Source organism: Parafrankia colletiae, from assembly GCF_001854655.1.
Classification (GTDB): Bacteria; Actinomycetota; Actinomycetes; order Frankiales; family Frankiaceae; genus Parafrankia; species Parafrankia colletiae.
Genome location: NZ_MBLM01000109.1, coordinates 42,948 through 54,968, shown reverse-complemented (window position 1 = coordinate 54,968; position 12,021 = coordinate 42,948). Strand labels below are relative to the sequence as shown.

Annotated in this window: 7 protein-coding genes; 3 read left to right on the top strand and 4 right to left on the bottom strand. The window is 72.7% G+C overall.

The genetic code is table 11. The features are described 5' to 3' along the window. Positions 1-133: 133 nt before the first annotated feature. Complete coding sequence (locus CC117_RS13295; RefSeq protein ID WP_071084165.1) at positions 134-3,556, bottom strand: transglycosylase domain-containing protein; 3,423 nt, start codon at positions 3,554-3,556, stop codon at positions 134-136. A 314-nt stretch (positions 3,557-3,870) separates the two neighbouring features. Continuing rightward, a complete protein-coding gene (locus CC117_RS13290) occupies positions 3,871-4,278 on the bottom strand; it encodes a DUF5318 family protein (protein WP_071084046.1) in 408 nt (135 codons plus the stop codon). Between the two features lie 338 nt (positions 4,279-4,616). On the opposite strand from CC117_RS13290, the gene CC117_RS13285 reads away from it, so the two are divergent. Both CC117_RS13285 and CC117_RS13280 read left to right on the top strand, forming a co-directional pair. After that, positions 4,617-5,321 carry a PadR family transcriptional regulator gene (locus CC117_RS13285; protein WP_071084045.1) on the top strand — a complete coding sequence of 235 codons (705 nt, stop codon included), beginning with the start codon at positions 4,617-4,619 and terminating at the stop codon, positions 5,319-5,321. 254 nt (positions 5,322-5,575) lie between these two features. Beyond that, positions 5,576-6,649 (top strand): inositol-3-phosphate synthase, encoded by a 1,074-nt coding sequence (locus CC117_RS13280; protein ID WP_071084043.1) that lies wholly within the window; start codon positions 5,576-5,578, stop codon positions 6,647-6,649. Positions 6,650-6,763: 114 nt separating this feature from the next. On the opposite strand, the gene CC117_RS13275 is transcribed toward CC117_RS13280, so the two are convergent. Next, positions 6,764-8,623 carry a substrate-binding domain-containing protein gene (locus CC117_RS13275; RefSeq protein WP_071084042.1) on the bottom strand — a complete coding sequence of 620 codons (1,860 nt, stop codon included), beginning with the start codon at positions 8,621-8,623 and terminating at the stop codon, positions 6,764-6,766. A 286-nt stretch (positions 8,624-8,909) separates the two neighbouring features. Here CC117_RS13275 and CC117_RS13270 point away from each other — a divergent pair, with 286 nt between their 5' ends. Next, positions 8,910-10,400: an MFS transporter gene (locus tag CC117_RS13270; RefSeq protein WP_071084041.1), complete on the top strand. Its 1,491-nt coding sequence runs from the start codon at positions 8,910-8,912 to the stop codon at positions 10,398-10,400. Here CC117_RS13270 and CC117_RS13265 read toward each other — a convergent pair. Beyond that, positions 10,390-11,934 (bottom strand): CCA tRNA nucleotidyltransferase, encoded by a 1,545-nt coding sequence (locus CC117_RS13265; RefSeq protein ID WP_071084039.1) that lies wholly within the window; start codon positions 11,932-11,934, stop codon positions 10,390-10,392. The genes CC117_RS13270 and CC117_RS13265 overlap by 11 nt on opposite strands. Positions 11,935-12,021: the final 87 nt, after the last annotated feature.

The window sequence follows — 12,021 nt, the reverse complement described above, 5'->3', positions numbered from 1 at the left end:
ACACTTGCGGCGCCGGCCGCCCAGGTGYCGCGGGCGTTCCGCGGCGGGGCTCCGGGACCGGCGAGGGCATGGGCGCGGGGAACGAGCCGGCCGTGACGGCGCTGGCGGAGGAGCAGCGCCGTCACGGCCTCGCTCAGTTGTTGAACGGGTCCACGATGATCCCGCCGGGTGATCGTGACGGTCGAGGTCGGGTGGGTTGCTGCCCGGTCTGGCCGCCCTGCTGCCCGGTCTGGCCACCCTGCTGCCCGGTCTGGCCACCGCGGCCGTTGCGGTCATCGTCGTCGCCGAAGAGGTCCCAGCCACCGATCCCGCCGCTGGTGGCCGGCTGGGTCGGCAGCTCGGACGGCGGCGTCGTGGGAGCCGGCGCCGGGCTGCGCAGCGTGACCGCGCCGCCATAGGCGGGCGGGTCGAACCCGGTCACCGGCACGTCCTTCAGCGCGGCGTCCATGAAGGCCTTCCAGATCTTCGCCGGGTAGTTCCCACCGTAGACGCCGTCCTCGGCGCCCGGAATGCCCTTCAACTGGTCCTTGCGCTCACCCTTGCCGCGGAACATGTTCACGCAGGAGGCGATCTGCTTCGTATACCCGCAGAACCAGGCGGAGCGGAAGTCGTCCGTGGTGCCCGTCTTCCCCGCCGCCGGCCGGTTGTTCGCGAGCCTCGCATTCTTGCCGGTGCCGTGGTCAAGCACGGCCTGCAGCGCGAACGTCGCGTCCCGCGCGACGGTCGGCGGGATCACCGGGTCGCTGGTGGTCTGGCCGTCCCGCAGCGGCAGGATGTCCTCGCCCGAGCTGTCCTCCACCCGGGCGACGATGTGCGGGGTGGACCGGTAACCACCGCTGGCCAGGGTGCTGTAGACCTGCGTCATGTCCAGGGCGGACACACCGTCCTTGCCGAGGGTGACACCGGCGACGTCCTCGAGCAGGGTGCCCTCGTCGACGCCCATGTCGCGGGCGGTCCGGATGATGTCGTTGACCCCGACATCGACACCCAGCGGCACGTACACCGTGTTGATCGACTCCGCGGTGGCCTCGACCAGGTCCGGCCAGCCCAGATGGCCGGGCTCGCTCTCGTCGTTGTTGACGGGATAGTCGAGGACCGTCAGCCGGGCCGGCGCCTCGTAGGTCGACCTGAGGCTGATGCCCTCCTTCAGGGCCGTCACCAGGGTCACCGTCTTGAACGTCGACCCGGGTGGCACCCGCGCGCCGGACACGTTGTCAACGAACTGTTCCTGGCCGTTGTCGCCCTTGCCGTACAAGGAGCCGCCGTACCAGGCCAGCACCTCGCCGGTGCCCGGTTTCAGCGCGACCAGTCCGGTGCGCAGGTCGGGCACGGCCGCGTAGGCCTCCGCGAGCTGGCCGTCGACGGCCTGGAACGCCGCGGTCTGCCGCCCTTCGTCCAGGGTCGTGGTGATACGCAGGCCACCGCGGTTGATCTGGTCCTCGGTGATCCCGGCGGCTTCCAGTTCATCCTTCACCTGGTCACGGATGTAGCCGACCTGGTCGGAGGAGTTGTAGCCACCGCTTTCGTCCTTGTCCAGGACGGGCGGCGGCTTCTCGTTCGCCAGCGACGCCGGCGCCCAGCCCTGGGCGACCATCGTGGCGACGACATCCTTCCACCGCGACTCCGCGGGCCCCGGGTTCTCCTTGGGGTCCAGGTAGTTCGGCGACCGGATGAGACCGGCGATCACCGCGCCCTCACCGGCGGTGAGCTGGGCGGCGGGCTTGTTGAAGTAGCTCTTGGCCGCAGCCTCGATGCCGTACGACTGGCGCCCGAAGTAGATCGTGTTCAGGTAGAACTCCAGGATCTGGTCCTTGGAGTACTTCCGGTCCAGCTTGATCGCGAGGACGATCTCCCGCATCTTCCGGGTGAACGTGCGGTCCTGCGTCAGGTAGGCGTTCTTCGCGTACTGCTGGGTGATCGTCGATCCACCCTGGGAGATCTCACCGCCGGTGACGTTCACCCACAGGGCGCGGGCGATGCCCTTCGGCGAGATGCCGGGCTCGTTGTAGAAGTTGTAGTTCTCCGCGGCCAGCACCGCGTGCTGGACGTCCTTCGACACCTGGGAGAGCGGGACATCGGTGCGGTTCACCGTGCCGATCCGGGTGATCTCACCGCCGCTCCCCCAGGCGATGATCGACGTCTGGTCGGTTTTCACCTCGTCGGGCAGCGGCACCCGGGTGGCCGCATAGATCACCGCGATGCCGGCGACGAACAGCAGCGACCCCGACGTCAGGCCGATGAGCACCAGGCGCCGGAACCACCGCGGCCGGTTGCGCCACCACTTCGGGCCGCGCCGGCCCTGGGTGCGGCGCGCGGCACCGCGCCCGCCCGCCGCGGCCCGCCCGCCGGCCGCGTGCGCGGCGGTGGATCGGGGCCCCGTGCGCCCGCCCGGGTCACGCTCACCGGGGCGCGGCGGACCGCCCGGCCGCCGGCCCGGCGCCGCACGGCGCGGGCCGGACGCCCGGTCCACACCGTTCATGCGCGCCGTGGCCGAGGGCCCGGAGCCCGCGTCGCGGCCCATGTCGTCCAGCTCGTCGAGGCCTCCGGAGCCGCCGGAGCGCCCGGCGGCCCCGCCGGGCGTGACCTTGCGGTACACGGTGGCGTCCGCGGTGCGCTCGGCGACGTCGACCCGGCTCAGCGCGGCCTGGTCGACGGTGTCGTAGATGGCGTTGGGCCGGGCGGGCGGCTGCTCGGGCGTCGACGGGCGCCCACCCCCCGGGCGGACGGCCCGCAGCCGGGTGGTGGCGGCTGACAGCCGCTCGGTGCGGTCCCTCCGTTCGGGCTCGCCCCGCGCGCCGCGCTCGCCTCGGCCGCCTCTGTCATCGACGGCGGCCGGTCGGCCTGCGGCGCGCTCTGCGGCGGCCCGGCCGGCGACCGAACGCGGCGCACGGCCGGATGCGGGTGGTTCCCCGGGGCCGGAGCTGGCGGCGCGCGTCAGGTCGCCCCGGTCGGGGTCCTCGCGCCCGAACTGCCCGCGGGGATTGGAGACGCGGCCCGAGCCGGTCCGCCCGGCCCCGGTCTGGCGGGATCCGCCGCGATCGGAGTACCCGCGGCCACCTGCCGTGCCTGCGCCGGTCCCGCTGCCGGTCCCAGCTCCCGCGGCGGCAGCGCGGCCTGTCGCCGGCCTGCCGGCCGGACCGGAGCCGGGCCTCGCGGGGGCGTCCGCGCGATCGTCGACGCGGCTGTCGGCGCGACCGGCATGGCCGGCCTGGCCGGTGCGACTGGTGGAACCAGCACGTTCAGGGGTCGCCGGGCGGCCACCGGGCCGGCCAGAGGCCTGGCCACCGGTGGGAGCGGCCGGCGGGCCGGCGGGGGGGCGCTGCGCGGAGCGTCCGTCCGGGCTGGAGCCAGGGCGGGAGCGGGTGGCAGCCTCGGTCTCCCGGCGGCGGGCGGCGGCGCCCCGGTCGGGCGTCCAGCCACCGGCCTCGGCTTCGTCTGCGCCGGGCCCGCCGCGGCCAGCCGCGGGGGGCCCGCCGGCGCTGGCGGCACCCGGGCTTCGCCGGGCACCCGGCCCGCCGGGAACCGGCCCACCGGGTGGCGGTGGCCCGCCGGCCACCGGGGCGCCGGGGCGTGGCCGCTCGGCGCCCGAGCCCGGCGCGGCCCCACGCGGGTCCTCGCCGTCGCCGGCACGAGGCCCGATCGCCCTTGTGCCCTGGCTGTAGGGAGTGCTCACCAGCTACCCCATCCGTCGCCGTGAATCCCCCCGGTCACCGTGCTCATGCCATGGTCCGGCCGGTGCCGCATCCGGTGCGGCATACCGAGGGCGGCCGCACCCACGTGGAAACCCACATGGCAGACCAGAATCTCACGCCAGATCGGGACACCCGCGAGAGGGCACCTATGTGCGGGTGGCGCCGGAGCGCGCGGGTGTCAGGTGTCGGCGGCCCGGCGGCCGGAGTGCTTCCTCGCCGGCGGCTCGCCCGTGCCGATCACATACGAGGTGATCAGGTGGTTCCAGCCGCAGGGCTGGCACACCTCCACGACGTAGACATGCAGCTCGCTGTACCGGGCGGCGAGACCGGGGAGCTCCTTGGTCGCCCGCACCCGGCCGGAGCTCGGCCCCAGCTCGTCGCCATAGGTGTAGGTGACGTTGACGAGCGGGTCGCCGCCCCGGCAGACCGGGCACCGCTTCCTGGTGGGCTCGCCGTGGTATCTCGCGGCCCGAACCAGATACGGATGTGCGTCGCAGACGTCGCCGGAGGCGACCCTTCCTGCGAACAGGTCGCCCAGCGTCGCCCTGCGGGCGAGCGCGTAGTCGACGACCGACCTTGGACGCATAGCTGCCACGGTACGCCGACGCCGGACCCCGGGCAGACGGAAACGACAGAACTCGACGGGCCGGCCAGGCCGTCCCCCGCGGCCTCACGCCGGTCCCCTCCCGCCCCGAATCGCCGGCACATCCGGGTGCACGGGTTGGCTTGTCGACGTCGATCCGTCATCGCCCGGTCGCCGGTCCGCCATCCACTGTTGCCGTGGTCGTACCGGAAGGTCTATCCTCGATGTATCGCATCGATATGTCGGCGCGACAGGACAGCTCGATGCAGTTTCTCGATGCAGTACCTCGATACAACTGGCCTCAGGGCGACCTGGCCACCACGACCGGGAGGAGCGCGCGCATGTTGGAGCTGGCGGTGCTCGCACTCCTGTCGGAAAGCCCCATGCACGGCTACGAGCTGCGCAAGCGGCTTGCCGCCGTGCTCGGGTCCTTTCACCGCTTCAGCTACGGGTCGCTCTACCCCTGCCTGCGCCGGCTGCAGGCCTCCGGGTACGTGACCGCGGACGACGCCGGCGCCGCCGCCCGCATCGGGGGGCGCAGCCGGGTCGTCTACACCCTCACTGGCGAGGGCAAGGAGAAACTCGYCGAGCTGCTCGGCGAAGGCGGGCCGTCCTCCTGGGAGGACGAGATGTTCGGCGTCCGCTTCGCCTTCTTCTCCAAGACCGACGCGGCGGTGCGGCTGCGGATCCTCGAGGGGCGGCGTGGCCGGCTCGAGGAGCGTGGAGAGAAGGTGCGTTCGGCGCTGTCCCGCACCCAGAAGCGGCTCGACTCCTACACCCTCGAGCTGCAGCGCCACGGGCTCGAATCGGTGGAGCGCGAGGTCAGATGGCTCAGCGAGCTGATCGAGACGGAACGGGCCCAGAAGCCCGCATCCCCTCCCGGGGCACAGCTGTTGTCCACATCATCCACAGAGTTGTCCACAGGTTTGTCCACAGCTGAGGCAGCCTCGGCAGCGGACGGATCGGCGGGCGGCCCCCCGGGCGACCCGACGATCCGCGCCGACGGCCCTGACGGCGCGGGCACATCCCCGGGTCCCGAGAGCTAGCGCGGGCCTGGCCCCGCGGGCCCCGGGAGCAGCGTCCGTACGCACAGGCCCGGCGTCCGGAGGCCCGCCGGGCCGGGCAGTACCGGGCCGGGCCGGGCCGACAGCCGGTCCGGCGGGCCAGGCCACCGGCGCGGGCCCGTCCTCGGGCTCGTTTCCGGGTTCGTCCTGGCCGATCCTGCTCTGCCCGTCCAGCAGAGCACCTGCCAGTCAGTGAACGCCAGCATCCCATCCACCAGCCAAGGAGCGCATCCGTCATGGGTTCGGTACGTGTCGCCATCGTCGGTGTGGGCAACTGCGCCGCTTCTCTCGTCCAAGGGGTCGAGTACTACCGCGACGCCGACCCGTCCGCCCAGGTCCCTGGCCTGATGCATGTGACGCTCGGCGACTACCACGTCTCCGACCTGACCTTCGTCGCCGCGTTCGACGTGGACGCGAAGAAGGTCGGCCGGGACCTCTCGGAGGCCATCGTGGCCAGCGAGAACAACACCATCAAGATCGCGGATGTGCCCCCGCTCGGGCTGACCGTCGCCCGCGGGCACACCTTCGACGGCCTCGGCCGCTACTACCGCGAGACCATCGAGGAGTCCGACGAGGCCCCGGTGGACGTCGTCGCGGCGCTGCGCGAGGCCCGGGCCGACGTCCTGGTCTGCTACCTGCCGGTCGGGTCCGAGGACGCGGCGAAGTTCTACGCCCAGTGCGCCATCGACGCCGGGGTGGCCTTCATCAACTGCCTCCCGGTGTTCATCGCCGGTGTCCCCGAGTGGGCCGAGAAGTTCCGCGCGGCGGGCGTGCCGATCGTCGGCGACGACATCAAGTCGCAGGTCGGCGCGACCATCACCCACCGCGTGCTGGCGAAGCTGTTCGAGGACCGCGGCGTCATCCTCGACCGCACGATGCAGCTCAACGTCGGCGGCAACATGGACTTCAAGAACATGCTCGAGCGGGAGCGGCTGGAGTCCAAGAAGATCTCCAAGACGCAGGCCGTGACCTCCCAGGTGTCTCATGACCTGGGCAAGGACAACGTGCACATCGGCCCGTCCGACTACGTGGCCTGGCTCGACGACCGCAAGTGGGCGTACGTCCGCCTCGAGGGCCGCGCGTTCGGTGACGTCCCGCTGAACCTGGAGTACAAGCTCGAGGTCTGGGACTCCCCCAACAGCGCCGGTGTCGTCATCGACGCCGTCCGCTGCGCGAAGATCGCCCTCGACCGCGGTGTCGGTGGCCCGATCCTCTCCGCGTCGTCGTACTTCATGAAGTCGCCGCCGGAGCAGTACCGCGACAGCGACGCCCGCGACAAGGTCGCTGCCTTCATCCGCGGCGAGGGCTGAGCCCCGGCCGGGCCGAGCCCGGCGTGGTGCCCGAGCCGCCGCGAGTGCCCGAGACGGCACTCGCGGCGGCTCTCGCCGTTTCGCTCACCACGAGGGGACGGCCCTGCGGCGCGGTCAGTGGGGGATCTCGGTGAGTGCGCCGACCAGGACCCCGAAGATGTTGTTCGGGTCCAGCGCGGGATAGGTCTCGGCGCCGGTGGCCTCCGAGATCCGGGCGAGCGCGCCGAGGTCGGCCTCCGTCCCGTAGCCGATCGTGACGATCTCGACCGGGCGTCGCGGTGAGTACTCCTCACGCAGGGTTCGCAGCAGCTCGTCGAGGGACAGGCTGCCCGGATCGGAGTTCTTCCCGTCGGTGACCAGCACCACCTGGTTGGGCCGGCCGTCCAGGTAGTGCCCGGTCATGTACCGGAAAGCGGCGAGCGCGGTGTCGTAGAGCCCGGTGTCGCCGCGCGCCTCGATCGCGTCCATCGCGTCCACCAGGGCCTGCGCCCGCGTGGACGGGCCGAGCTGCTCGTTGATCGGGCCGAGCGGGACGAGCTCCGCCCAGTCCTGCTCCCCGCGCAGCCGCACGGAGAAGCGCCACAGCCCGAGCCGGCTGTCGTCGGCGAACAGCGGGAGCGCGGCCTTCGCCGCGTCGATGGCCACCGTCAGGCGGCTGCGCCCCGGACCACCGGGGACCGGTTCGTTCATCGAGCCCGAGGTGTCCAGGACGGCGAGGACGTTCGCGCGCTGGTGCACGCTGATGAAGGTCGCCTGCAGCGCGGCCAGCACCGACGCGGTCAGCGGATGTTTCTTCTCCAGGTGCGGTCGTGCGAGCAGGCCGATCTCCGGCCCGAAGGAGTCGGCGACGCCGTCCGGCGGTCGGAAACCGCTGTGCACCAGCGCTGACCTGCCCCGCGGTGACTGCAGCACCGTCAGCAGATCCCGCGCCATGCGTGTCTTCACCGGGTCCGCCGAGGTGCGACTCAGCTCGATGTAACGGATCTCGTCCAACGTCTGGCCGTCGTCCGGATAGGACGCGACGAGTTGTTCCCCGCCCGGCATCCCGCCGCCCGCGCCGCCCCCGCCGCCCGCGGCTGCGGTCGCGCCGCCGGCTCCCAGACCACGGTTGTGCTGGTAGACCACGCTCTCCGAGAGCAGGGCGACCGACATCCGCAGGCCTTCAGGGCTGTTGACGTCGGCGGCGCGCAACGCGGTGAGCAGGCCGGTGTCCGAGTCGGGCACCAGGCTCGCCCGGCGTTCCAGCTCGAGCACGGCCCGCCTGGCCGCCATATCGCTGGTGACGGCACGTTCCGTGAGCTGCTCGGGCGGGACGTCCAGCGCGAGCGAGACCGCGTTGGTCAGTGCGGTCAGCCCGGCCGTCGACGTCCGCGGGTCGGGCAGGCCGACGGAGAAGTCTCCCCAGGCCTCCTGGCCGCGGGCGCCCCAGAAGTCCTCGGCGCCGAGGAACTCCTGCAGCTCGACCCAGGAGACCTGGTGGCGTGGCCAGCCGAGCGCCTCCGCCATCGGGCGGGGCATCGCAAGAACCACCGGCGAGGTGGCGATCACCGTCCCGGAGTCGATCAGCAGCCGGTTGGCCGGTTCGGTGGTCCGGGCGAGAGCCAGCCAGTCGGCGGAGTCGGGCACCCACACGTCCGGGATCTCGCCGGCGCCCGGCTCGTTCCAGCCTCCGCGCAGGTAGGAGGCGGCCTTGCCGCCGTCGACGGTGTTCACCTCAAGGGAGGCGCAGTAGCCGAAGACCGCCGGGTGCTCGCTGCGGTAGGCCACCGCGGCCGCCTGCAGCGGTTCGGCCAGCGCCGGTGCGACGCTGACGGTCAGCGTCACGGAGCCGGAGCATCCCGCCGCCCCGGCTGTCACGCGCAGGAACAACCAGCCGCAGGTGAGAGCGCCGGCAGCGAGCGGAACGGCGGCCAGCGTGGCGACCCCCCGTAACGACGTTCCTGAGCGGCGGTACCGGTGCCGGGCACCAGACATCAGACCGGAACACCTCCGAAACGGGTGAACTACGCGAAGCGACCGTAATCGACTCTTCGAACAGCATCCGGGCGTCGGAGAACCGCAGTGCCTACATTGAGACGCCATTGCCGGTCGGCTGAATCCAGGGCCCTTGTCGGTGGGCGGCCCTGCGACACCCCTGCCCTGTCCGGCGACTGATGCCTGTCGCCGGCGCCTGTCTCCGGCGCCTGTATGCCTGTCGCCCGCGGCAACCACGCCGCCACCCGCTCCCACGGCCGGGCCGCCTTCTTCATAGGCTGCGGACGTGGCCTGGAGCAGCAAGCACTGGACCGGCAGCCTGCGTGCCCTGCTCGACGGCCGCGGATTCCGGCAGCTCTACGCCTGCCGGTTGTCGTCGCAGGCCGCGGACGGTGTCTTCCAGGCGAGCCTGGTCAGCTACGTCATCTTCTCGCCGGAACGTGCGACGTCCGCGGGCGCGCTGGCGACGTCCCTCGCCGTTGTGGTGCTGCCGTTCAGCGTGATCGGCCCGTTCGCCGGCATCGTGTTGGACCGGGTTTCCCGGCAACGCGTTCTCGTTGTCTCCTCGGTGGTCCGCACTGTGCTGATGGTGGTGCTGGTCGGGCTGATCCTCGGCGGGCGGACCGGTGCCGACTTCTACGCGACCGCCCTCGCCTCCGTCAGCGTGAACCGGTTCGTGCTGGCCGCGCTTTCCGCCGGTCTGCCGATGGTCGTCGACGTCGGCCGGCTCGTCACCGCCAACGCGCTGTCCGTCACCTCCGGCACCGTCGCCACCCTGCTCGGGGCCGGCGTCGGCAGCGGCCTGCGCGGCATCACCGGCGGCGGCGACACCGCCGTCGCCCTGGTCGCCGCACTGGCGGCGCTCGCCTACGCCACCGCCGCGCTGATCGCCGCCCGACCCGGCCGCGTCGCCTTCGGCCCGGTCGAGACGGTGCCCTGGCAGGGTGCCTGGTCACAGACCCGCAGCGTCGCTGTCGACATGGCGGACGGGGTGCGCTACCTGTGGCATCACGGCCCCGCCCGRCGCGCCCTGGCGGCGCTGACGACGTCCCGGGCGGCCTACGGCCTGGTGCTGGTCATGACGGTGCTGCTCTACCGCAACCACTTCACCGGCACCGACGGCGGGCTCGCCGGCCTCGCGGCGGTGGTCGCCGCCAGCGGCGCGGGAACGATCCTGGCCGCCGTCGTCACCCCCCGGGTGACCAGGCGCATCCCGAAGGCGACCTGGATCGCGCTGGTCCTCGTGGCGGGCGGCGCGGTCGAGATCGCGCTCGGGCTGCCGTTCCTCTCCCCGCTGTACGTCGTCGCCGGCCTGCTACTCGGCTTCTCCGCCCAGGCCAGCAAGATCTGCGTCGACACGATCGTGCAGGAGGAGACCGAGGACGCCTACCGCGGCCGGGCCTTCTCCCTCTACGACCTGCTGTTCAACCTCGCCTTCGTGGCCGCGGCCGCGATCGCGGCGCTGATCCTGCCCGAGGACGGCCGGTCGGCACCGGTCGTCGTCGCCGCGGGTGTCGGCTACTGCCTCGCCGGCGCGATCTACTTCCGGGCCGCGATGCGCCACCCGGAGGACCGGGTGATCCGCGGGGTCGGCGCGGCCCACCCCACTGTCGCGGTGCCAGGACCGTCGGCCGCGGACAGCGCTCCGCCCCCCAGCAGTTCTCCGCCCCCCGGCGGCGCTCCGTCTTCGGGCAGCGCGCTGTCCCCCGGCGGCACGCTGTCCGCGCCGCCGGGGACGACCGTGCCGCCCGCGACGAACCCGACGCTCACGACCTGACGGGCGGGCCCTCGGCTCCTCCGCCGTCGCCGGCTCCCCCGCCATCGCCGTCGCCGGCACTGCCGCCGTCGCGGTCCCCGGCCGCGTCGCCCGGAAGCGGGACGCCGTTCTCGCGCGCCCAGCGGAACAGTTCCGCCTCGGCGCCCTCACGGCCGAGCAGCCCCCGCTCGAACCGGACGTCGAGCATGTACGCCCGGGCGTGCCCGACGAGCCGCGACGGGCGCAGCCCGAGCAGCGACATGATGTCGTCGCCGGAGAGCTCCGGGCGGATGGCGGCGATCTCCTCGCTCGCGGCGAGGTCGGTGATCCGCTCCTCCAGGGAGTCGTAGGCGCGGGCCAGGTTCTCGGCCTTGCGCCGGTTGCGGGTCGTGCAGTCCGAGCGGACCAGCTTGTGCAGCCGGGACAGTTGCGGCCCCGCGTCGTGGACGTACCGGCGCACCGCGGCGTCCGTCCACTCGCCGGAGCCGTACCCGTGGAAGCGCAGGTGCAGGTAGACAAGCGAGCAGATGGCGTCGACGACGTCCTTGGGGAAGCGCAGCGCGACGAGCCGGCGGCGCGTCATGTCCCGCCCGACGACCTCGTGATGGTGGAAGGACACCCGGCCGCCGGGGACGTGCCGGCGGGTGCGCGGCTTGCCGATGTCGTGCAGCAGTGCCGCCCAGCGCAGGACCTCGTCGGGCCCGTCGTCCTCCAGCGCCATCGCCTGGCGCAGCACGGTCATCGTGTGCGCGTAGACGTCCTTGTGCTGGTGGTGCTCGTCGATCTCCATCCGCATCGCGCCGAGCTCGGGCAGCACCAGATCGGCGACGCCGATCTCGACGAGCCGCTCCAGCCCGGCGACCGGGTCCGGGCTGACGATCAGCTTGCGCAGCTCGTCGCGCACCCGCTCCGGCGAGACGATCGAGATGCGGTCCGCCCGCGAACGCATCGCGGCGACCAGCTCGGGGACCGGGGTGAGGCCGAGGGCGGCCTCGAAGCGGGCCGCGCGCAGGATGCGCAGCGGGTCGTCGTCGAAGGACGCCTCCGGCGGGCCGGGGGTGCGCAGCACGCCGCGGGCGAGGTCGGCCATGCCACCGAACAGGTCGACGAAGTCGTGCCCTGGGACGGACACCGCCATCGCGTTCACAGTGAAGTCCCGCCGGACCAGATCCTCACGCAGGCCGTCACCATAGGTAACGGTGGGATTGCGGGATGTCCGGTCGTAGGACTCGCTGCGGTAGGTCGTGACCTCGAAGCGCACCCCGCGGCGGGCCAGGCCGACCGTGCCGAAGGCGATGCCGGCCTCCCAGGTCGCGTCGGCCCAGCCGCGGGTGATCTCCAGGACGCGCTCGGGACGGGCGTCCGTGGTGAAGTCGAGGTCAGGGGCGTCGCCGGCGCGGCCGAGCAGCGAGTCACGGACGGACCCGCCGACCAGGTACAGGGCATGCCCGTGGTCGGCGAAGATCCGGCCCAGCTCGTCAGCGGGCGCGGGGACCCGCAGCAGCTCGCTCACCACCTGCTCCGCCGAATCCCGGGGATTGTCAAGACTGATCACAGCCACCTGTTCAGATTACGGGCGAGCGGGCCCGGAGCGACGGCCGTACCCGCTCCGACGCGCGCGGACGCCTCACGGGTTGCCGCC

Bases quoted from the DNA above. Each gene is read 5' to 3' on its own strand.
- CC117_RS13280 (WP_071084043.1), top strand. From the start codon at position 5,576: ATGGGTTCGGTACGTGTCGCCATCGTCGGTGTGGGCAACTGCGCCGCT.
- CC117_RS13290 (WP_071084046.1), bottom strand. From the start codon at position 4,278: ATGCGTCCAAGGTCGGTCGTCGACTACGCGCTCGCCCGCAGGGCGACG.
- CC117_RS13275 (WP_071084042.1), bottom strand. From the start codon at position 8,623: ATGTCTGGTGCCCGGCACCGGTACCGCCGCTCAGGAACGTCGTTACGG.